The following is a 21,268-nucleotide window of genomic DNA, read 5'->3' as shown; positions in this document are numbered from 1 at the left end:
TCGCAGGTGATGAGCTGGAAGACCGGGTCACTCGGGCAGATCGCGGGCGATGCGGGCAAGATCCGCGACGCTATCGACACCCAGGCTGACACCCTGAACCGGACCATCGACGGCCTGGACTGGTCGGGCGCGGCCCACGACGGTGCACTTGGACGGGCGGATCGGGAGAAGTCACAGCAGCGTGCGGTGGCGACCGCCTACGACGACTTCGCCACTGCGTTACAAGGTGCCGAGGGCGCGATCGACTATCCGATCGGCGAGATTCAGTCCAGGATCAACCGTATGGGCGCGGGTTGGTCGGTGGCCGAGGACTTCACCGTCACCGCCCCGAACAACGCTAAATCCAGCAAGCCGAGCGACAACGACAAGAACGATGCCGACAACGACACCGCCAGCCTGCAGGGCCTGGCTCGTTCGATCGGCGAGGCGATGGACACCTGGGCCCCGAAGATTCTGGACGCGATCAACTCGATCTCGGGCATGGCTCCGACCAAAGCCCAACTGGTAGCGACCAATCCGCTCGACGCGCTTACCGCCGATCAGGCCCGCAAGGACCTGCAAGCGTTGAAGAACGGCACCGCCGACCCGGCCACCGTCGAGCGACTACGCATGGCCACTACGTTGTCGCAGGACGCCCACAAGACACTCGACGGTGACACGCCCGAGGGCACCAAGTCCCCGGACACCGATAAAACTGTCAACCTGCCCCAGTTCGCGTATCTGGATGCGTTCACCCAGGGCATGAACGGCATGTCTCCCGACGACATCGACAAGCTCGGCAGTGGGTTGCCCGGCAACGAGCCGTCGGTGGTGCAAGCGGGGATCGCGAACGATTTCCGCATCATCTCCAACCCTCAGGTCCACGCCGCCGGGCTCGACGGCCAACCCATGGGCACCGATACCGGCGGTATGAAGCGTCTGCCCGACAACGTTCAACTTTGGTTGCAGAGCAATCCGAGCGGGCTGATGAGCCCGGAAGCACTGGCAAACGGAGGAGACACGAATCCTGCCGTGGTCTCCACTTTGAGCAAGGGGAATAAGCAGTTCGGCGCGCTCGCCGATCTGATGAGCAAGGGCGACAACACCATTCAGGGCAGCGACATCAACCGCGCGCTGATCAAGCAGGGGGCCGAACTCGCTGCCCTGGACACCGACAAGAACTCCGATACCAGCAAGCTCGCCGACAGGTTCCTGGGCGACGCCGCGGGCGACCACACCGCCGTCCGTGACGCCCTTACCAACCCCAACGGGGTCATGGACGTCACCTGCACTCCCGGCGGGCATTACGACGCCAACAGTCATGTGCTCGATATCCTTGACCACCAGTGGAATACGGACCAGACCGGTGCCCAGAAACTGGTCTCCTGGATCGGCGACGACGCCGGATCGTCGAACCAGTTCTTGCAGCAACGCGCTGGCGAGTCAGCCCAATCGTTGGCGACCGTCATCGCTCACAACCAGGCCACCCTGTCCCACAATGTGCCCGGCTACCCCGGCCACGTGTCCTTCGGCGAACTCAACCCGGGCCTCAGCCAGGTCGTGGCCAAATCGTTGGAGCCTTACCTCCCCAACCTCTCCGGAGTCAGTGACACCGACCTGCTCGTCAACCATTACTGCGGTCACCTCGACACCGCCAGCAGCAGCGACCCCAGCCCCGCTGCCAATGGCGAGCAAATCCCCCACACCCCCGGTGACCTGTCGAATCTGTTCAAGGTGATCGACTCCGATCCGAAAGCCGCCACTGAATTCAATTCCGCCGCCGCCCATCTGGCCGGACAACTCGACTCTGCCTACGGCACGGGGCACCACGACCACGCGGACTACGAGCAGGGACAGCTCACCGGGGCCATGAAGAACGGCCTCACCGACGAACTATCGACCCTGATCAAGGATGATCACGAGAACACCGGCGATGCCGCCACCTCGGCGTATAACCGGAAGGCGGAAATCGCTGACATTGCCACCGGAATCTTGAACGGTGCCGGTCTTGCGGGAACGGAAGGTGGTGTCGTGTCCACCGCGGCCTGGATCCTCGACCCCATCATCAAAGCTGATATTCCCCAACCTGACATATACGGCATTGACCAGACCGCAACACACTGGAACAGTGACCTCGCATCGGCCACACATGTCGACGCGAACAACACCTTCCGGCAAGACGCCAACATCATCAACGGCTTCAACTCGTTCCACGCCGGCACCTTCGAACAATTCAACAACCACGAATACGACGGGCGCACCCACCAATTCTTTGACTCCAAAGGCCAACCTAATATGGACGTCATCGAGAAGAATCAGAGTGCTTTCAATGACGCAAAGAAGAATATAATCGGCTGGGAACTTTTTGACGAATATTACACTCAACAACGCGCTGGACTGACCAACCTGGGCATTATTCCCCAGGAGGATGGACCGAAATGATACGGATTTCCGTCAAGGCGGTATCGATACTCGCGGTGGCGCTTGCTGCGGTGTTCTCGGCAGCCGCCTGCTCGACCGGGGCATCGCCGGACCAGGTGAACAGTACGACGGCAGGACCTCCCGTTACGCCCCCGTACGATTCGTACGTGGACGACGCGCATATAGTAGCCGACTATGCTAAAACCGATCCGGGAATCTTCGAGAAGTTCAACACGTACCCCAACAAGACCACCGGGGAGCCACGAAAATTTTTCGATTCGAACGGACAACCCGATATGTATGTCATCGATCATAATATGGAAACGTTCGACGAAGCAAAATTTGCCCTCCTTCCGCATGATTTTTATATGCAAGAATCGCGACACTTTTACGATGTTCACGAGTCGTCCGTCGCGGTGAAGCCGACAGCGTGAAGGTGCGCATACCGATAGGGACGCACAGAAGCAATGCGCTGATGATCTGAACTCTCAACGTCTTCCCTGATAACTCGGTCCCGACTACATCACGTCCGCAGCGGCGTCCAACGACACCACTTCCAATTACACCCAGCCTGATTGCCCCCGCAGCGCCACGCTCGCTATCCAGGCGGCCAACGGCAGAATTCGCCAACGCCGAAGACGCATGACCGGGCTTGCCCTCCAAAAAGAGTCCAGATGGCGAACTCGACCGAAGCCGGCGGGACCCGCGGCCGATTCCCTAATATCAGGCGACCTTGGATTCCAGCCGCAGATCAGCCCCCGGCAATCGCTACGAGCGGTCACCACGACGGACCGGTGCGCGCCCGTGTCATCAAGGCTCGGCAAAGACCTGGAGGCAGGGGACACCCAGGCCAGGCCGAAGCACCACCGGGCCGAGAACCGCACGGCACCAGTGGATTCGCACTACACATCGCCGCGCCGAACCAGCGACGAGGCTCGTGGTGTCACGCAAAACCAAATCCCGCGTACCCGCCAATGGCGGTGACGTGAAAGTAGCGCCGACAAGGAACTGGTGGCGGGACCTGCTCGACGTTTGCCGCCCTCAGTTCCTGGTGAGCGTCGTTTCAATTGTCGGAGAGGGCCATGCGGCGTGGGCGGTCACGAACCTCACGGACGTTGGTGACCTGCCAGCCGTTGGGAAATCCGGTGGTGCGGTCCATGATCACGTGGTCACACTGCAACGGTGGCGAGGATGGAAACGGCTGGGCGGATATCGATCCGAAGCCGGGCGATCGGGTGGAGTCTGACCTCGTGGGTGTTGTTCGCCGGTTCCGGGCCGTTGGCCAAGGCGGTGATGGTGGCGGGCTGGCCTCCGGCGGCGGTGACTTCGGCGCGGATCGCGTTGGCGGCTGGACTGCTGGTGCCGCTCGTCGCGGTGGTGCGGCCGCGGGCGCTGCGCTTCCGCCGTGCCGATCTGTGGCTGCTGCTCGGCTACGGGATTCTCGGCGTCGCAGGTGTGCAACTGCTGTTCTTCGTTGCGGTGGCACGGGTTCCGGTCGGGGTGGCGATGGTGCTGGTCAATCTTGCGCCGGCGTTGGTAGCGCTCTGGGTGCAGGTGGTGCGGCGCACTCGGCTGCCCGGGAGGGTGTGGCTGGGCATCGGATTCGCCGTGGTCGGATTGGCCCTTGTCGCACAGATCTGGCAGGGCGCCCGGTTGGACCTGCTCGGCATTGCCGCCGGTCTGGGCTCGGCGATCTGCTCGGCCGGGTACTTCCTGCTGGGCGAACACGGTGCGAGCAGGCACGACCCGATCGGCCTGACCGCTGCCGGCTTGGCCATCGGCGCAGTGGTGGTGGCGGTTTTCGCCCCGCCTTGGACGCTGCCGGCAGCCCTGCTTTCCGCGCCGGCCGTACTGGGTGATCTGCGAACGCCGGTCTGGCTGGTGCTACTGATACTGGCGGTGGCCGGCACCGTGCTGCCCTACCTGGCCGGGCTGCGTGCCCTGCGCGATCTCCCCTCGGCGCCGGCCAGCGTACTGGCCGTGGTGGAACCGCTGGTCGCCGCGGCGCTGGCCTGGCTACTGCTCGGCCAGTCACTCGGGCCGATGCAGATCGTCGGGGTGGCGATCATGCTGATCGGCGCAATGCTGGTGCAGCTGAACATGTCCGAGGCCGCTCCCGCCGTTTCGAACTCGACGCGGCAGTAGTGGGTGATCGGCTCGCGAGCAGCGAGCCGATCCGCCCGAGCTCACCAGCCGGAGCCGGAACCACCTGATCCGGTGTTGGCGAGAATGGTGCCGATGATCATTTGGGCGAGCCCGGCGACAGAGCCAAGAAATTCCACGATGTCCTCCGCTATCTCCTCCGCCGATTGTCCGGCGTAGCCGTGAACCTAGCCCAGCAAACTTCTGGAAGACAGATGTTTCATAAAATTCGGTTTGGCTATGACCGGACGGGCGGTCCAGGCGCAGACACTGGCGACAGGCATGGAGGTACGGGTCAGTTCGAGGGGATGAGTCCGGCGAGGAGCGTGCGCAGCGGGGTGGGGGTGCGGTCCAGGAGGCTGCTGAGAGTTGCTCCGGTGGTGGTGAATTCGCCGTTTCGGGAGGCATGGAACATGCCCAGCAACATTGCCGCCTGCGGTGCGGGAACGCCGTGTTCGATCAAACCGGCCACCCACTTCTCGTCGCCCATCACAACCCGGCGGATGGGACGGCCGGTGAGGTCGGTGAGGATTTCGGCAATGTCTTTGAGGTCCAGGGCATTCGGTGCGGTCAGTGGTGGAGTCGGGCCGTCGAATCGGGGTTCTTCGGTGAGGATGCGGGCGGTGGCCGCGGCGAGGTCGCGGTGGGCGGTCCAGGAGACCGGTCCGTCGGCGGGGGCGGCGAGTTCGCCGGTTTCGAGGGCGCGGCCCAGCAACAGGGGGACGGTGCTGGCGTAGAAACCGTTGCGGAGCGACGTGTAGGGGGTGCCGGTTTCGGCCAGGTAGCGCTCGGTGGCGGCGTGGTCGGGCATGAGGGCGAAGAGCGAATCAGCCGCTGCGCCTTGGTGACTCGTGTAGAGGATGCGCTCGGTGCCCGCGGCGCGTGCGGCGTCGATCGCCGCGGTGTGCTGAGCGACGGCGGAAGTGCCGGATTCATTGGACGAGACGAGTAGCACCTGCGTCGCGCCCTCGAATGCCGACGCAAGGGAATCCGGGTCGGCGAAGTCGCCCTGCCGCACGCGCACACCACGTGCGGCGAGGTCCGCGGCGCGGGCGGTATCGCGAACGCTGACACCGACGCGGTCCGCCGGAATCCGCGCGAGCAACTGCTCGACGATCTGTGAGCCGAGGGTGCCCGTGGCACCGGTAACGATGATCATAATCCGCTTCCTTCAACTGTTATCACTGGAACCATCTTTACGTTATCACTGATAAATCGGTGATAACGACGATGCGTTATCGTTGTTATATGTCGGACGCCAAAACAGCCGGTAGCAGCAGGGACGAGACGCGCGCACAGCTCGTGGAGGTCGCGGCGCAGCTCATCAGCGAGCACGGTGCGGCCGCTGTCACCACACGCGCCGTCGCCCAGGCGGCCGGTGTGCAGGCGCCGACGATCTATCGGCTGTTCGGCGATAAGGACGGGCTGCTCGATGCCGTCACCGAGCATGTCTTCGCCGCCTATATCGCCGGAAAGAAGCTCGCCGAGGACGACAGCGACCCGGTCGTGGCGCTGCGCGCGGGCTGGGACACGCATATCGGCTTCGGGCTGGCCAATGCGGCGCTGTTCGGGCTGATCAATGATCCGGCCCGCAATGCCGGAACGTCCGCGGCCAATACCGCGGGTGTGGCGGTGCTGCGCGCACGGGTGCATCGGGTGGCGGCGATCGGCCGGCTTCGAGTGCCCGAGCGCCGCGCGGTGGAGCTGATTCGCGCCGCGGGCACGGGCACGGTTCTCACACTGCTGTCCATGCCGGAGCAGGATCGGGATCCCGATCTCGCGGACGCCATGTTCGACGCGGTGATGCGGTCGATCCTCACCGATGCGCCCGCACTCGCCGAGGACAGCCCGGCAGCGGCGGCGGTCGCCTTCCGCACTGTGGTGCCGGAACTGCCGATGCTCACCGCGACCGAGCGCGCGCTGATGTCGGAGTGGCTCGACCGTGCCACCGCCTCGCAGCAGAGCGGCCGACCGGCCTGAGCGGTCAAGCCGGTTTGCGGTGCACGTCGAGTCCGGCCACAAACGCGGCCGCTTCCCGATGGGAGCGCACTCGGACGAATTCGATGTGCCCATACGCCGGATCAACCTGCGCCGTCAGATACTGCGCGCGATTCTTGGCGTGAGTTGTCCACGCCCACACGATCACCGACTGCTCCGGATCGAGCGAGAACAAATTGGTCCAGCGTTCCCGATTCCCGTTCCACAGTTCGCGCCTGGCCAACGCACGGCCCAGAGTCCGCTTGACGATCTGCGCCATCACCAGTGGGCGCGGCAGATCGAACCAGATCACGATGTCCGCACGGGCCCAGACCAGGTCGCCGACCTTGCTGCGATAGTTGCCGTCCGCCACCCAGGCGGGCTGCGCGATCAACTCGGTGACCGCGGCCCGGAATTCCTTGTCGGGCAGCTGTGTCCAACCGGCCTGATGGAAAATGGCATCCAATTCGATATGCGGAATTCCGAGCCGCAGCGAAATTCGCCGCGCCAGTGAACTCTTTCCCGAACCGGAGGTGCCCACCACCGAGATCCGTCGCGCGCTGCTCACCAGTGCATTATCCACGGGGTTACCCGGGCGGCGGCGCATGACCCAATCACGCAGCACGGCTTCGATATCGAGCATTGGCGGCACCCACCCGGGCGCGCTAGCCTCGTGCGCATGGGGCTGGCTGTGGCAACGCACGTACTCGCTGATGCGCTGAAGGACGGTGACGACCCCGAGCACCTCGAATATCTGCGCGAACAGTTCGCTGCGATCAATGATCTGCTTGCCGGGGAAGGACTTCCGGCACACACCGAGTCGGAGGTGCGTGGGGCCGCGAGCATGCGGAGTCGGCTGGGCGGTGTTCCCTACAGCTTCGTGCACTATCTGCGGCGCGCGTACGCGCGGGCGCACGAGAAGCCCGATGAGGCGCTGACACCGGTCGCCGCCGACGAGAATCCCGCCGACGATCCGGCGGTCGATCAGCTCACCTACATGTTCGAGTCGCATCTGCTCTGCCACTCGGACTGCGAAGGCTATTACGTACCGGTCGATTTCACGGAAGTTCTCTTCCCTGAAGACGATTCGGGTCTACCCGGTGGCATGGTCGGATCGAGCAATGCACTGCTGCGTGAACTCGTCTATGTCGCACCATATCTCGGCATCACACTCATCGACGGCGAGTTGTCTCAAACCGAAATCGACCGACTATGTGAAGAATTCGACGACGACAGCCCGCTGTACCGCGAGAAGGAGACGTGGCTACTCCTCTTCGAGGCAGCCCGCGTCTCCATAGAGAACCGCACCGTCATCACCTTCTGCTGAGTACCCGGCGATCAGCGCGGACTGAGCCGGATCAGCGGGCACTGCCGATCGGTACCGTGCGGTCGCACTGGTTCCCACCGTCCTGGACCGAACCGCCTCACCGGGCGCGGTCGCGCTGATAGGTCCGGCACTGGTGATCGACCATATCGGCGAAGGCGCGCGCCAACGGAGTGAGCGCTTCCCAGCGCCGGACCGCCCACCCGACCGGCAGCGGCGGGATGTACGGCAGCGGCAGAAAGCGCAGCGGGGTCGTCGATGCTCCGGCGGCATACGGGAGATCGGGCACCACGGCATGCCCGACACCGAGTTCGGCGAGCAGCACTGCGGTATTCCAGTCGGTGACACCGGTTTCCGAGGTGAGCCGGACGCCCAGCCGAGTCAGCGCGGCATCGAGGTGGATGCGGGACGCGGAATTGTCGGGCAGCCGGATGTGGCGGATATCGGCGAGATCGGCGGGCAGGATCGAACATCGGCCGGCGAGCGGATCGTCCTTGCGAACGGCCAGCACCCAGGGCAGCTCCATGACGGGCCGCTGTTCGATGCCGTGCACCGATCCGTGAATCGTCACCCAGGCCAGATCGACCGTGCCCTCGGTGAGCCAATCGAAACAGCTGCGGCTGGAGATGATCGTGCGGAAATCCAGTGTCGCCCGCGGAAAGCGCTGCCGGAAATCGATGATCGCATCCGACATGAAGTGCCGGATCGTCGTCGCACCCGTGGTGACCCGCACCGATCCGGCCTCACCGCGGGCGGATTCGCCGAGCTGCCGCAGGGCCGAATCCAGTCCGGCGATCCCGTCGCTGGCCGCCGCTTGCAGCACCAGCCCCTCCGGCGTGGGCGTCACGCCGTGCAGTCCCCGTTCCAAAAGCCTTACGCCGGTGGCCTGTTCGAGCCGCTTCACATGCTGACTCACCGCGGATTGGGAGCAGGACAGCTCGCGCGCGACCGCGCTGAGGCTGCCCGCCTGGCAGACGGCCACGAACACCCGCAGATCATCGAAGGTCATGCGCACATCTGCCACCGTAGAGCCCGCCCCTCCCAAGCCCGATCTTGGGGAATGCCAAGCCAACCCGAGGATTGACCCGCGGACCGCGCGTCGCCGATGATCGATGCGGGCCCAGGGCGGCAACCCGCCCCCTCTCCCCGGCGTCCGGACGTCGGTGGAAGTCGGGACGGGTGCCGACCCACCACCATGAGAAGACCTGCGCCCGTGCGCAATCAACACTTCGAACGGAGTCGAAATGACTGTTGGACCCACCCCGTCGGTGCACGTTCGAGCCATGATCACCTGGCTGGCCATCTTCCCGATGGTCGCCGTGGGCATGACGCTCATGGCGCCGTTCAGTACGACCTGGCCGCCGGTGCTGCGGGCACTCGTGCTCACCGCGGTCGTCGTTCCCAGCGCGGTGTACCTGGTGGTGCCCCGCCTATTGGCAGCACACCACCGGATCATCCACCGAACCACCGGCCGGAAGCGCCTGGATCAGAGCCATCCCGCATGCCGGGCGCGATCCATCGCGCCCAGTCGCGAATTGGCGTCCAACGTCGAATAGATACCGTGCAGATGAGTTTTCACGGTATTGATGGACACCCCCGGGTCGGCGGCGATCTGCGGTGCGGTGCGACCGGACGGCAGCTGCTCCAACACCACCATCTCGGTATCGGTGAGCGGCGGATTCGAGGCCCGCTGCCGGGAATTGGGGTGCCGGCGAATCAGCTCGGCGAAGGCGTCGTAGTTGCCGAATCGGCCCGCATACGTATCGAGCAGATCGACGGCGTGCGGAATATCGAAGAAGGGGCGCAGAATTCGCTCCGGCGCGGCGGTTCGCAGCGCTTTCTCGATACTGCTGTGCACCTTTGCCGGCGTACTCGAATCCTGCTGCGACAGGGCATTCAGCAACCATCCGGTAATCGCGGTGACGGGGTGCAGGCTGTCCGCGGTCGCGAGCAGCGGATCCAGCAGCGCCCGTGCGGTGATCGGCCGACCGGCGGCCTGCGCCAGGGCGGCCCGGGCCACCGTGATCTCCGGGGTGTCGCCGATGGCGGCGCGCGCCCGCTCGACCAATAGCAGCGCGCCGTGCGGCTCGTGTACCCGCAGCATCACCCAAACCGCGTGCGGGATCAGGCCGCTGCTGGTCACCGGCGCCGGATGTTTGACCAGCAGTTCGAGCAGACCGTGCCGCACGGCCTCGGCCGCGGCGCCCTTGTCGGCGGCGCGCTCGAACTGCAGCAGCAGCCCGACCACCTGCGCATGGCAGCCGCCGACCGGGCCGATCGAACCGTCCCGGCGGGCGTGACCGGCCAGCGCGGCGGCGATGTAGTCCGGATTCGGTTCCTCGCCATGCAGATACGCGCCCAGCGCTGCCAACGTCATGGCCTGCGTGGTGTCGGCGCTCAGCGGTACGTCGTGCGCGGTGGCAATGGCGAGACTGCGTTCGGCCCGCTCCCGCATGCTGGTGACCGCGCCGACCACACCGGCTGCCAGGGCCAGCCGGGTCACCGCGTGAATGGCCAGGCGCGGTCGCCCGGCATGCTCGGCAAGGGCCAGACCGGATTTCAGCAACTGCTCGCCGCGCTCCACCTCACCGCGAGCGACCAGCGCGGTCGCGGTCTGAATGGCCGCATAGCAGTCGATATCCGCCTGGCCGGTGGAGGGAATCGATTCGGGAATCGCGAAGTCGCCCAGGCCGATACCACCCGATACCGCGATATCGGCGGTGATCGCCAAGGTGAGCGAATCGAGCCAGGAGGCGGGCACGAAGGATTCGCACTGCTCACCGCGGGCCCGGGCGACCGCGAGATAGGCCGGCGCATCGGCGGTATCGCCGTCGGCCAGCGCGGTCACCACCCGCAGCAGCCACAGGAACGGATCGTCCGCGAGCGCGGGCTGGGAGCGCTGCAGCTGTCCGAAAAGGTCGGCGCCGTCACCGTCGAGCACCATGGCCATACCCGCGTCCGACAGGAACTCGGTCAGCGCGCCGCGATCGGGCACCTCGAGCAGCTGATGCAGCGCCTGCGACCGCATGCCCATGTCCCGGAACCAGTCGGCGGCCCGAATATGCAGCTCCGAGCGGTTCTCCCGGCCCAGCCGATACGCCTCGGCGCGAAAGTGGCAGCGCAGGATCGGGTGATATTCGAACCACTGCTCGCCGTCGCTCAGCATGCTGGTGAGCGGGAATTCCAGACGCCCGAGCTCGTGCATCGCATGCTCGGCGCCGTCGCCGACCAGTGCGTCGGCCAGCGATTCGGTGAAGGTGTCGAGAATGCTGGTGTAGGTCAGGAACATTCGCAGATGCACCGGAAGATCGGTGATGAATTCATCGGCCAGATAATCGGATACGGCATGCGGTGCGCGGGCCAGCGCGGTGAGCGCGGCGCCCTGCTCGTCCGGATGGTCGGCGAGCTGACTGGCGACGATCCGGACCAGCGCGGGCCAGCCCTCGGTCAGCTCCTGCACGATCGCGAGTTCGGCATCGGTGAGACGGCAGCCGTGCTGCCCGCACAGCTCGGCGATCTGGCCGGTGGTCAGGGTGAGATCGCCGAAGCCGAGCCGGGTCAGGCCGCCGCGCAGATCGAGCGAATGCCAGCGCAGCGGCGGCGCGACCCGGCCGGAAATGATCGTGGTCACGGTCAGCGGCGAATTCTGCAGGAAGTGTTCGAGTCCCGCGAGCACCTGCGCATCGGTGAGCAGATGCGCATCGTCGATCACCAGCACCGTCGGGGCGGCATGACTGGCCAGCGCCGCGCCCAGTGCGACAGCATCGGAGATCTGCGTGGCGGGCATCATGCGGCGGGGCGCGTCGGTGAGAGTGACGCCGAGCGCGCGGCGCAGCGCGGCCCAGAAGGCGGTGCCCTCGTTCATCTCATCGGTGACCGTGCACCAGGCGACTCCGGTGCGGGGATACTGGCCGCCGTCGCGGTGCTCGAGCCAGTCCGCCAGCAGTACGGACTTGCCGCTACCGGCGGGCGCGCAAATCAACAGCACACTCGTATTGGCCGTATCCACAGCACTATCGAGACGTTTCTCCAGAGTCGGCCGGGAAATCGTTGGAAAAGCCGGAATCGGAACGCCAGACGGCCGAACCAACGGAATTGTCACCGTGCCTCCTGCACCGAGAGCCGATACTTCGCCAACGCAGCTGCATGGGCGAATTTACCGGATGGGAGTGCTATGACAGTGAATCCGTTTGATCTTGGTGTGTCCATGTCCGTCAAATACTGCACGCCCGGGTCACCCGAAATGGGTGATGCCGCTTACACACGCCGAGGCCATGTTTCGGGCAAGAGCGAAATAATCGGGAATCACAGGGCGGCGGCCATTCCGGTGCCGACCATCGGGAGCGTTGTCCTCGGCAAGGCATCGAGGCGCGCTGAGAGCGGTTACGAGGACACGCTGGCGGGAGTGCGCGAAATGCGGCCGCCCAGGCGCTCATTGACGACAAACCCGTGCTGCCGGCACCAGGCCGCGAGCCGGGGAACGGCCGAATCGTCATCACGGTAGGTGGGGACCAGCTGGCCGACGATGTACAGGTGATGGGCGTCGGCGGCGCGGCACAGGTGCTGTAGCGTCGCGGTGCCCAGGCCGGTGCCGCGCAGTTCGGGATTGACCGTGATGTTGTCGAGTTTGATGGTGTCGGCGTAGACGTCGAACACCACGTCGACGAGATGGTCACTGCGGCGCAGGGTTTCGATATCCGACGGCAGGGGGCGCAGTACGCCGGGCAGATGGTCGGCCAGTCGTGTTCTCGCGCCGTCATCGGGGGCGGCGCGGGTCACGGCGAGCAGCTGCTCGGTGAGATCCGAGACGGCGATCCGGTCGCCGAGCGCGGCCAGGGGACGCGCATCCGCGCTGTTGTCGGTGATCACCCGCAGTTGCCGGACCCAGTGCGGTGCGGTCGGCTCGTACTCGGCGGTGAGCTCGGCGAGGGTGGATTCCAGGCCGACCACGGCATCACGGCTGCGCAGATAGCCGCCGGACAGCACGCCCCAGCGGCGATCGTCCGCACCCACCCCGTGCTGGGCCAGCTCGCGCAGCAGCACATCGCGGCGACCCGACGCATTGGCGATCGGCGCACCCGGTAACCGGTGCAACCAGCGCCGCCACCCGCCGAGATTGGCGCGAATGCGGCTGGCCGCGACATCACCACTGGCCGCCAGGTAGTTGCACAGGGCTTGCTGACGTCTGTCCAGTAGCTCCTGCGCATGATCGGACCCCGGCGGATCGGGTAGCGAATTGCCGTCACTCATAGCAACCAAGCTAGCGTTCAGTGCACTACTAGCAGGCAACCGGCACGCTCGTGATTTTCCACACCGGGTGGTAGCGGCCCTCGCGACGTCAGCGCGGCGGGGTTTGCTGATAGTTCCAGACCGGATTCGCGGGCGGCCGATAATCCGACAGCGCCGTGACCCGATCGATCAGATCGCGCTCGAACCGACGAGCCTGCGGACGAGTCATCCGCATCGAATACCGAAGACCGGCACGAGCTTTCCGCCGACTGCGGCGGGTAAGCAGCTGCGCCAGCTGAGGTTCCGCGCCCAGGGTGCGGGCGATCGGCTGAGAAATGGTGGTGCGCAGCCATTTCCGTTCGGTGCCCAGCACCCAGCGGTAGGCCAGGCCGAAAATGATGAGATCGACCACGACCGGCAGCGCCAGCACCACCAGGGCGGGACCGTGCGACCGCGGCGCGTCGAAGATGGCGTGCATGGCGACGGCCAGGCCGTAGAAGAGCGCGAAAACGCCCACCCGCCAGCCCCAGGAACGATCGGTCCGGATGAGCAGCAGCACCACGCCGACACCGGCGAGCGCCGACATCGCCCAGTGCGAGGTCAAGGCGGTGAGCAGCCGCAGCACCGCCACGATGAGGACATCGGCCACCGGCTCCTGCGGTGCGGCCAGCGCGGTCTGCGCGCTGTAGAGCACATCCTCGGCGATCTGCGCGCCCAGACCCACGAAGCCGCCGATCAGCAGACCGTGTATCGGACGACTCAGCAGCGGACGGAACAGCACCGCGACCACCGCGATACCGATGACCTTGATGAACTCCTCGTCGATGGGCGCGGCGATGGCGGACTGCCAGCTGATCGCGAACCGGTCCCCCGCCAGATTCGCGATCACCGTGGTCACATTGTCATTGGCCCACAGCGCCATGCCGGGCCAGACGGTGACACCCCAGAGGAATCCCATGACAATCGGCGCGACCAGTCTGCGGCGAGCCCGAAACGGGTCCAGCGCGAACAGGATCGCCCCGAAAACGAACAGCGTCAGCGCGGTGATCGGCAATGCCGCCAATGCCGGTGTGCCGCCGAACCAGAACAGGCCCGCCGCCTGGAGCACGAACCACACCGGCCCGAGAACCACCGCACAGCAGTACACCCAGAACAGGGCCGAGCGCGGCTGGAACCACCTCATGACTGCACCGCCCGGCTCGATTCGAGGACGGCCTGGATGAGCGCGCGACCCGCTTCGGGGGTCGAACCGCTGACGGTGATCGTCACTCCGACACCACCGCTGTTGGCCACCGCGCACACCCCGCCCGTCACCTTGGGCAGCACACACAGCAGTCCGTGAAAGGAACCCGCATCGACGGTGCCGCCGTCGAAATGCGCCTTCGGATCACTCGCGCGGATCGGCAGCAGCATCCGCGGGCCCGCGATATCGAAGTCGGTGATGCCGTAGACCGCAGAGAGGCCGAGGCGCGTCTCACCATCCTCGGAGCGGAACAGCGCCCTGGACTCGTCGCCGGTGGCAATGCGGCGCATGGCCTGTGGGACCGCGAAGGTGACGGCATTGTTCGGATCCGCGTTCGCGTCCAGCGAGCCGAATCCGGTGGCGGTCAGCGTGATGTGGGTGCCGGCGGCGACATCGGTTTCCCGGGTCGGCACCACGGCGTTCAGTACCGCGGGCACCACCGCGATCGCGGCCAGCGCACCGACGGTCGCCAGCGCGGGCAGCACCGAATGAACAAGACGCACCATCAGTTCCAGCCTCCCGGTCCGTGCGGTACGCCGACCACAGCGGCACGCGCCCGAATGGGATCGGTGGCCGGGCACTTACGATTGTCGCGAGTTAACCACATGCCGGCGCAACGACCGGGGATGCACGCCGGTGCCCACCATGGATTCGGCTCCCGGAGCAGTTCTCCGAGAGCCGAATTCGCACCGCGTACCGTGCTGTTGCCAGAACAGTTGCGTGCTGTGGCTAGAACAGATTCGCCAGCCCGGACAGCGGGCCCGGCAGGCCTGCCACATGGTTCTTCACTCCGGTCAGCACCGGATTGGGTGTCGCGGCCCGGAGCCGGTCGAGTTCGGTCTGCATGGTCGAGAGGGTCTCCTCGTAGCAGCCCTCGACCAGATCCGTATCCTCCGGATCACCCGGCTGCGTCGACCAATCCAGCGCGGGCAGGAAGCTCACGTCCACATGCGAGGGCAGCGGGATCTGCGGCAGAATCGGCGCCACTCCGAAGGGCAGGCCGACGGTGTACGGAAACACCTTGGCGCGCACCAGTTTGTCCAGCCCGAGCAGTTTGGCGGTGCGCTCACCGCGACTCAGTACGAAGATCGAATCGTGGCCGCCGTTGGCGACCGCCGGGATCACCGGCACGCCCATTTTGAGCGCCAGCCGAATGAAGCCCTTGCGGCCGGCGAAATCCACCTTGCCGCGATCGGTCCAGGGGCGGCACGCCTCCCAGTCCCCGCCCGGATAGACCATGACCGCGCCGCCGTCCTTGAGCCCGTTCGTGGCCGCCTCCTGTGAAGCCGGAATCACACCGAACGTGCGCAGCGTGTCACCGAGACCCGGTGCGCGCAAAAGGATTTCATGCGCCACACCGTAGGTGGGCTCATTCGGCCGGCGGTCCAGGGCGGCCATGAAGGTGATCCACACCTCGGGCGCCCAGTAGATCGACGAGTGATTGCCGATCACGAGCGCCGGTCCGGATGCCGGCAGATTCTCGATGCCGGTCACCTTCGGCGTGAAGTAACTGGTGTAGGCCCGGGCCACCGGAAGCAGCGGGTGGTTCGGGTCGGGAAGTACCGTCGTATTTCTCATGGGTGTGTTCCTGTCGTATTGCCTTGCCGGAGACGGGCGGCACGCGACTACACACACTGACGCTGATCGAGCGACGTCGAGCCGAATTCAATTGCCCCCGGCCCACATCCCCATTGATAGTCCCGACGGTCGCGTAGAGCGATCCAGTTTGGCAGTGCGTGTGCGTCGCAACGTTGCGACCTGTGCCCGTCACCGTCCTCCTGCCCTTTCGAGGTTATCAACCCAAGCAATTGCTTGTTAGGAAGTGTGCGAAACCCAACATCCCCGGCGTGATTCCAGCGAAGGTGGGTACCTCGACCCTAAGATGCACATTCGCTCTGACTCATTGCGTCGTGGCGATGATCTTGTGTTGCAATGCAACTGGGCGCACAAGCACCTGACGTAAGGAGCTCCCCCGGGTTGACGGGCCCGCAACTCATCGTTAGATGCGCATATCCGTGTAGACGAATATCGGAGGGGTCCGGATGTCCCGGACCCCTCCGATGGATGCGGTCGCGTTCCTCGATTCAGTTCATGCCGCGGCGGCGGTAGAGCGCGCCGGCCGCCAGGTAACCCACCAGACCGATTCCGGCGCACCAGATTACGGCTGTCAGGGCATTGTCACCGATCGGTGTGCCCATGAGCAGGCCGCGGACGGTTTCGGTGACGGAGGTGACGGGCTGATGTTCGGCGAAACCGCGCAGCCAGGTCGGCAGGGTGTGCACCGGCACGAAAGCGCTACTGACGTAAGGCAGGAACATGAAGCTGAAGGTGAATCCATTGGCCGCCTCCGGATTCGGCGCGAGCAAGCCCAGTGCGGCCGCCAGCCAGGACAGCGCCAGAATGTACAGCGCGAGCACTCCGAGCACGCCGAGCCAGCGCATCGGGTCGCCGGTGGGCCGGAAGCCCAGGGCTACCGCGACCACGATCACCAGGCCGGTGGTGATCAGATTGCGCAGTACGCTTTCGATCACGTGCCCGGTGAGCATCGAGGAGCGCGAGACCGCCATGGTGCGGAACCGATCGACAATGCCATTGTGCATATCGGTGGAGACGCCGACCGCGGTGGACGCGGAGCCGAAACCCGCGCACAGCAGGATGATTCCGGGCACCACATAGTCGATATACGCGCCGCTGACATTGATCGCGCCACCGAAGACGTAGACGAACATCAGCAGGATCATCAGCGGGATCAAGAAAGTCATGATCATGGTGTCCGGACTGCGGAGCGTATGCCGGAGATTGCGGCCGACCATGGTGGTCGAATCCTGGGCCGCGCGAACCAAAGTGCTCACAGCTGTGCGCCTTTCGAGGAATTGCCGGTCAGCGCGAAGAAGACATCGTCGAGATCCGGTGTGTGAATGGCCAATTGGCCGATGGTGAGATCATGATCGTCGAAACGATCTAGCAGCCTGCGGATATCACCGACACTGCCATCCGAGGGCACCGCCAGCACCAGCTGTTCGGCATCGATCTCTGCGGCGGGAACCGCTCGCGCGGCCGCCGCCAGACCCTGCTCGTCGGCGAAGCTCAGGCGGATGTGACCGCCGGGAGCGAGCCGCTTCAATTCATCGGCGGTGCCCTCGGCCACGATCCGGCCGTCGTCGAGCACCGCGATGCGGTCCGCGAGCTGGTCGGCCTCCTCCAGGTACTGGGTGGTGAGCAGAATGGTCACACCGTCGCTGACCAGACCGCGGATGACCGACCACAGCTCGCGGCGGCTGCGCGGATCGAGCCCGGTGGTCGGCTCGTCGAGGAAGACGATGGTCGGCTCGCCCATCAGGCTCATGGCCAGATCGAGCCGGCGCACCATACCGCCGGAGTAGGAGCCGGTGCGCTTGCGCGCGGCCTCGACCAGATCGAACTGCTTGAGCAATCGTGTTGTGCGCTTTGCGGTTTCGGCCGCCCCGAGATGCAGCAGCCGGCCCACGAGTCGCAGATTCTCCTCCCCCGTCAGGATCGGATCGACCGCGGACGACTGCCCCGTCACCCCGATGATCGCGCGCACCGCATCGGGCTCGCGCACCGGATCGTGGCCGCCGACCCGGATCTCGCCGCTGTCGGGCCTGCCCAGGGTGGCGAGAATCCGGACCATGGTGGTCTTACCCGCGCCGTTCGGCCCGAGCAGCGAAAAGACTGTTCCGGCAGGGACTTTCAGATCGATACCGCGCAGCACCGGGTGCTGCCCGAAGGATTTGGTCAGCCCGGACACTTCGATGGCGGGCCGGAGGCTGGTGGATGTCATGGGGTCCCCGATCAGAAACTGTTTATGTCGTACACTCTGTTTATAGGCTACACAGTTTCTTGGATGACGCAAGATGTGTGGAGACAACGAAGACAGGAGGTCGCATGGAGACGCCCGAGGAGCAGGCCCTGCCCAAATTGGTCAGACTGCTGTGGGACCTCGACGATCCCGGCAGCCGCGGCCCGAAACGCGGTATGAGCCTGGACGAGATCCTCGAGGCCGCGATCGCCGTTGCCGATGCCGAGGGCTACGCCGCACTCTCGATGAGCCGCGTCGCCAAACAACTCGGCTTCACCACCATGTCCCTCTACCGCTACGTGGACAGCAAGGAGACCCTCGTCGAGCTCCTGCTCGACCGCCTCGTCGGCGCACCCCCCGCGCTACCGGCCGATGCCGGCTGGCGCGCCGGGCTCGAAGCCTGGGCCTGGGGCGAGTTCCGTGCCATCCGCGTCCACCCCTGGTGGCTCGACATCCCGATCAGCGCTCCCCCGCTGGGCCCGAAGAATATGGACTGGCTCGAAGCCGGCCTCACCGCAATGGCCGACGCCCCCCTCCCCGAGCCCGTCAAATTGCAAATGGTGACGAACCTTTCGCTGTACGTCATCGGCCGCGCCCGCTTCCTCAAGGACACCGTCCAACGATCCGAAGACGACACCGACTACGCCGCCATCCTCGCCCAGGTCCTCGACCCCGCCCGCTACCCCGCCATCACCAGCGCCCTCTCCCACCGAGCCTTCGACGATGACGACATGCACTGGGAAGAAGCCGATTTCCGCTTCTCCCTGGACCGCCTCCTGGACGGCTACGAACACTTCATCACCAAATTCACCTCGACACCCACCAACTGACCCCCCTCGCACGAGGTCGCACATACCCCGACCCGTATCTGCCACAACAGCATTCGCACCACACAGCACGTCTCCAAACGGGACAACCGATGTAAGGGTTGTTCGACTCAGAGACGTGCTGTTCCGTTCGGCGGCGCCGGACAAACTCTCAGATCCGGTGAACAGGTCATCGAACATGCGAAAGGCCCCCGGCGCAATGCCGGGGGCCTTTCGGTGGAGCGGTTACTTCTTGCGGTCGCGCTTTTCGCGGACGCGGACGTTCACCTGGACCGGCGAACCGTCGAAGTTGAACTCTTCGCGGAGTTTGCGCTCGATGAATCGGCGGTAGCCGGCCTCGAGGAAGCCCGTGGTGAAGAGGACGAACGTCGGGGGACGTGTGGAGGCCTGGGTGGCGAACATGACTCGGGGGAGGCGGCCGCCGCGCATGGGGGGCGGGGTGGCGGCCACTACTTCCTTGAGCCAGTTGTTCAGGCGGCCGGTGGAGATGCGCTTGTCCCAGGAATCCAGGGCGGTTTCCATTGCGGGAACGAGCTTTTGCACGGCGCGGCCGGTGCTGGCCGAGATGTTCACCCGCTGTGCCCAGCGGACCTGCACCATTTCCCGATCGATTTCGCGTTCCAGCTGCTCGCGACGATCCTCGTCGACCAGATCCCACTTGTTGTAGGCGATCACCAGGGCCCGGCCGGTCTCCGAGATCATGGTGATGACACGCAGATCCTGCTCGGTGATCGGCTGCGAGGCATCGATGAGGATGACCGCGACCTCGGCGGCCTCGATGGCCGACTTGGTACGCAGCGAGGCATAGAACTCGGTGCCGCTGGCATTGCCGACCTTGCGCCGCAGACCGGCGGTGTCGACGAAACGCCAAGGCTTGCCGCCCAATTGGACCAGCGAGTCGACCGGGTCGACGGTGGTGCCGGCCACATCGTGCACGACCGACCGCTCCACGCCCGAAAGCTTGTTGATCAGACTGGATTTGCCGACGTTCGGCTTTCCGACCAGTGCGACACGACGCGGGCCGCCGACCAGACCTGTTCCCTCACGGGGAGTTTCGGGCAGCTGGATGAGAATTTCGTCGAGCAGATCACCGGTACCGCGACCGTGGGTCGCCGAAACCATCTTGGGCTCGCCCAAACCGAGCGACCACAGCATGGCCGCATCCGATTCGACCTTGCCGTTGTCGACCTTGTTGGCGACCAGGATGACCGGAGTCTTACTGCGCCGCAGCACCTTCGCCACCGCTTCATCGGTCGCGGTGGCGCCTACGGTGGCATCCACGACCAGCACGATGGCATCAGCGGTCTGCATGGCGACCTCGGCCTGCCGGGCCACGGCCTGCTGCAGACCCTTGGCGTCGGGCTCCCAGCCGCCGGTGTCCTGCACCAGGAAACGCCGTCCGGCCCAGTTGGCCTCGTACGAAATACGGTCCCGGGTCACACCGGGGACATCCTCGACCACCGCTTCACGGCGGCCCAGAATGCGGTTCACCAGAGTCGATTTGCCCACGTTCGGCCGGCCGACAATGGCCAGCGTCGGCATGGGCAGGTTTTCCGCCGCCTGCTCGCCCTCGAGTTCGGCAATCTCCCAATCGGCTTCATCCGACCAAATGCCGTCACCGGCGAAGGTGTCCTGCGTCACTGCGCGCCTCCTGCCGAAATCTGCTGCCGCACAACGCGATACAGCTCGTCAATAACCTCGTCCTTGTTCAGCTCGCTGGTGTCGACCAGAATCGCGTCCTCGGCGGGACGCAGCGGCGACACCTTGCGGGTGGAGTCGAGGTTGTCGCGGCGCTGCACATCGGCGAGCACCGCCTGGAAATCGTCGCCGCGGCCCTCGGCAATGTTCTGCACATTGCGGCGCTCGGCCCGCGCCTCGGCGGACGCGGTCAGATAGATCTTCACATCGGCGTCGGTCAGCACCACGGTGCCGATATCGCGGCCCTCGACCACGATCCGGCCCGCGGTCGTCGCGATACCGCGCTGCAGCGCGACCAACTGATCGCGCACCTCGGACACGGCCGACACCGCGGACACGGCCTTGGTCACCGCATTGCCGCGAATCTCCTCCGACACATCCTCACCGTCGAGCAGGATCAGCTCACGGCTCGGATCGGTGCCGATGGTCAGCGGCAATTCCTTGACGGCCGCCACAATGGCCCCGGCATCGTCCAGATCGACGCCGCTGCGCAGCACGCGCAGCGTCGCCACCCGGTACATGGCGCCGGTGTCGAGGTAGGCGGCGTCCAGCCGGGCGGCCAGCTTCCGCGAGACACTCGACTTGCCGGTACCGGACGGACCATCCAT

General features: G+C 65.4%; 19 protein-coding genes. 7 read left to right on the top strand and 12 right to left on the bottom strand.

Annotated elements, in window-relative coordinates:
* Positions 1-9 precede the first annotated feature (9 nt).
* The 3 genes from ABZX86_RS21400 (at position 10) to ABZX86_RS21390 (ending at position 4,545) form a co-directional block, all read left to right on the top strand.
* Positions 10-2,421, top strand: a complete 2,412-nt coding sequence (locus ABZX86_RS21400; protein WP_355125950.1) for a hypothetical protein — start codon at positions 10-12, stop codon at positions 2,419-2,421.
* Positions 2,418-2,834 (top strand): hypothetical protein, encoded by a 417-nt coding sequence (locus ABZX86_RS21395; RefSeq protein WP_355125948.1) that lies wholly within the window; start codon positions 2,418-2,420, stop codon positions 2,832-2,834. Before ABZX86_RS21400 ends, ABZX86_RS21395 begins: the two co-directional genes overlap by 4 nt.
* A 757-nt stretch (positions 2,835-3,591) precedes the next feature.
* Complete coding sequence (locus ABZX86_RS21390) at positions 3,592-4,545, top strand: EamA family transporter (protein WP_355126838.1); 954 nt, start codon at positions 3,592-3,594, stop codon at positions 4,543-4,545.
* 292 nt (positions 4,546-4,837) lie between these two features.
* On the opposite strand, the gene ABZX86_RS21385 is transcribed toward ABZX86_RS21390, so the two are convergent.
* On the bottom strand, positions 4,838-5,701 hold the full coding sequence (locus ABZX86_RS21385) for an SDR family oxidoreductase (RefSeq protein WP_355125946.1): 864 nt from the start codon (positions 5,699-5,701) through the stop codon (positions 4,838-4,840).
* 89 nt (positions 5,702-5,790) lie between these two features.
* Between ABZX86_RS21385 and ABZX86_RS21380 the strand changes: the two genes are divergently transcribed.
* Complete coding sequence (locus ABZX86_RS21380) at positions 5,791-6,522, top strand: TetR/AcrR family transcriptional regulator (RefSeq protein ID WP_355125944.1); 732 nt, start codon at positions 5,791-5,793, stop codon at positions 6,520-6,522.
* Positions 6,523-6,526: 4 nt separating this feature from the next.
* On the opposite strand, the gene ABZX86_RS21375 is transcribed toward ABZX86_RS21380, so the two are convergent.
* On the bottom strand, positions 6,527-7,162 hold the full coding sequence (locus ABZX86_RS21375; RefSeq protein WP_355125942.1) for a hypothetical protein: 636 nt from the start codon (positions 7,160-7,162) through the stop codon (positions 6,527-6,529).
* A gap of 36 nt (positions 7,163-7,198) precedes the next feature.
* Here ABZX86_RS21375 and ABZX86_RS21370 point away from each other — a divergent pair, with 36 nt between their 5' ends.
* On the top strand, positions 7,199-7,846 hold the full coding sequence (locus ABZX86_RS21370; RefSeq protein WP_355125940.1) for a hypothetical protein: 648 nt from the start codon (positions 7,199-7,201) through the stop codon (positions 7,844-7,846).
* Between the two features lie 97 nt (positions 7,847-7,943).
* Here the strand turns inward: ABZX86_RS21370 and ABZX86_RS21365 are convergent, their stop codons facing one another.
* Positions 7,944-8,852, bottom strand: coding sequence for a LysR family transcriptional regulator (locus tag ABZX86_RS21365; protein ID WP_355126836.1), 909 nt, complete (start codon positions 8,850-8,852; stop codon positions 7,944-7,946).
* 235 nt (positions 8,853-9,087) lie between these two features.
* Between ABZX86_RS21365 and ABZX86_RS21360 the strand changes: the two genes are divergently transcribed.
* Positions 9,088-9,399 (top strand): hypothetical protein, encoded by a 312-nt coding sequence (locus ABZX86_RS21360; RefSeq protein WP_355125938.1) that lies wholly within the window; start codon positions 9,088-9,090, stop codon positions 9,397-9,399.
* Here ABZX86_RS21360 and ABZX86_RS21355 read toward each other — a convergent pair.
* From ABZX86_RS21355 to ABZX86_RS21325, 7 genes are all read right to left on the bottom strand, one after another.
* Positions 9,330-11,831: an AAA family ATPase gene (locus ABZX86_RS21355; protein WP_355125936.1), complete on the bottom strand. Its 2,502-nt coding sequence runs from the start codon at positions 11,829-11,831 to the stop codon at positions 9,330-9,332. The genes ABZX86_RS21360 and ABZX86_RS21355 overlap by 70 nt on opposite strands.
* Before the next feature lie 395 nt (positions 11,832-12,226).
* The gene (locus tag ABZX86_RS21350) at positions 12,227-13,093 is read right to left on the bottom strand and encodes a hypothetical protein (RefSeq protein WP_355125934.1); all 867 of its coding nucleotides are present in this window, start codon (positions 13,091-13,093) and stop codon (positions 12,227-12,229) included.
* Positions 13,094-13,181: 88 nt separating this feature from the next.
* On the bottom strand, positions 13,182-14,255 hold the full coding sequence (locus ABZX86_RS21345; protein ID WP_355125932.1) for a PrsW family intramembrane metalloprotease: 1,074 nt from the start codon (positions 14,253-14,255) through the stop codon (positions 13,182-13,184).
* Positions 14,252-14,821, bottom strand: coding sequence for a hypothetical protein (locus ABZX86_RS21340; protein ID WP_355125930.1), 570 nt, complete (start codon positions 14,819-14,821; stop codon positions 14,252-14,254). The genes ABZX86_RS21345 and ABZX86_RS21340 overlap by 4 nt, the downstream gene beginning before the upstream one ends.
* A 223-nt stretch (positions 14,822-15,044) precedes the next feature.
* Positions 15,045-15,893 carry a lysophospholipid acyltransferase family protein gene (locus tag ABZX86_RS21335; RefSeq protein ID WP_355125928.1) on the bottom strand — a complete coding sequence of 283 codons (849 nt, stop codon included), beginning with the start codon at positions 15,891-15,893 and terminating at the stop codon, positions 15,045-15,047.
* 506 nt (positions 15,894-16,399) lie between these two features.
* The gene (locus ABZX86_RS21330; protein ID WP_355126834.1) at positions 16,400-17,128 is read right to left on the bottom strand and encodes an ABC transporter permease; all 729 of its coding nucleotides are present in this window, start codon (positions 17,126-17,128) and stop codon (positions 16,400-16,402) included.
* Between the two features lie 35 nt (positions 17,129-17,163).
* Positions 17,164-18,117, bottom strand: coding sequence for an ATP-binding cassette domain-containing protein (locus ABZX86_RS21325; protein WP_355125926.1), 954 nt, complete (start codon positions 18,115-18,117; stop codon positions 17,164-17,166).
* 104 nt (positions 18,118-18,221) lie between these two features.
* Between ABZX86_RS21325 and ABZX86_RS21320 the strand changes: the two genes are divergently transcribed.
* Complete coding sequence (locus ABZX86_RS21320) at positions 18,222-18,965, top strand: TetR/AcrR family transcriptional regulator (RefSeq protein ID WP_355125924.1); 744 nt, start codon at positions 18,222-18,224, stop codon at positions 18,963-18,965.
* Positions 18,966-19,187: 222 nt separating this feature from the next.
* Here the strand turns inward: ABZX86_RS21320 and der are convergent, their stop codons facing one another.
* Complete coding sequence (der, locus tag ABZX86_RS21315) at positions 19,188-20,603, bottom strand: ribosome biogenesis GTPase Der (protein ID WP_355125922.1); 1,416 nt, start codon at positions 20,601-20,603, stop codon at positions 19,188-19,190.
* Positions 20,600-21,268, bottom strand: coding sequence for a (d)CMP kinase (gene cmk, locus ABZX86_RS21310; RefSeq protein ID WP_355126832.1), 669 nt, complete (start codon positions 21,266-21,268; stop codon positions 20,600-20,602). Before cmk ends, der begins: the two co-directional genes overlap by 4 nt.

Origin of the sequence: Nocardia sp. NPDC006630 (assembly GCF_040611495.1) — a bacterium.
Lineage (GTDB): Bacteria > Actinomycetota > Actinomycetes > Mycobacteriales > Mycobacteriaceae > Nocardia.
The sequence above is the reverse complement of the archived record's forward strand: the minus strand, read 5'-3'. Positions and strand labels throughout refer to the sequence as shown.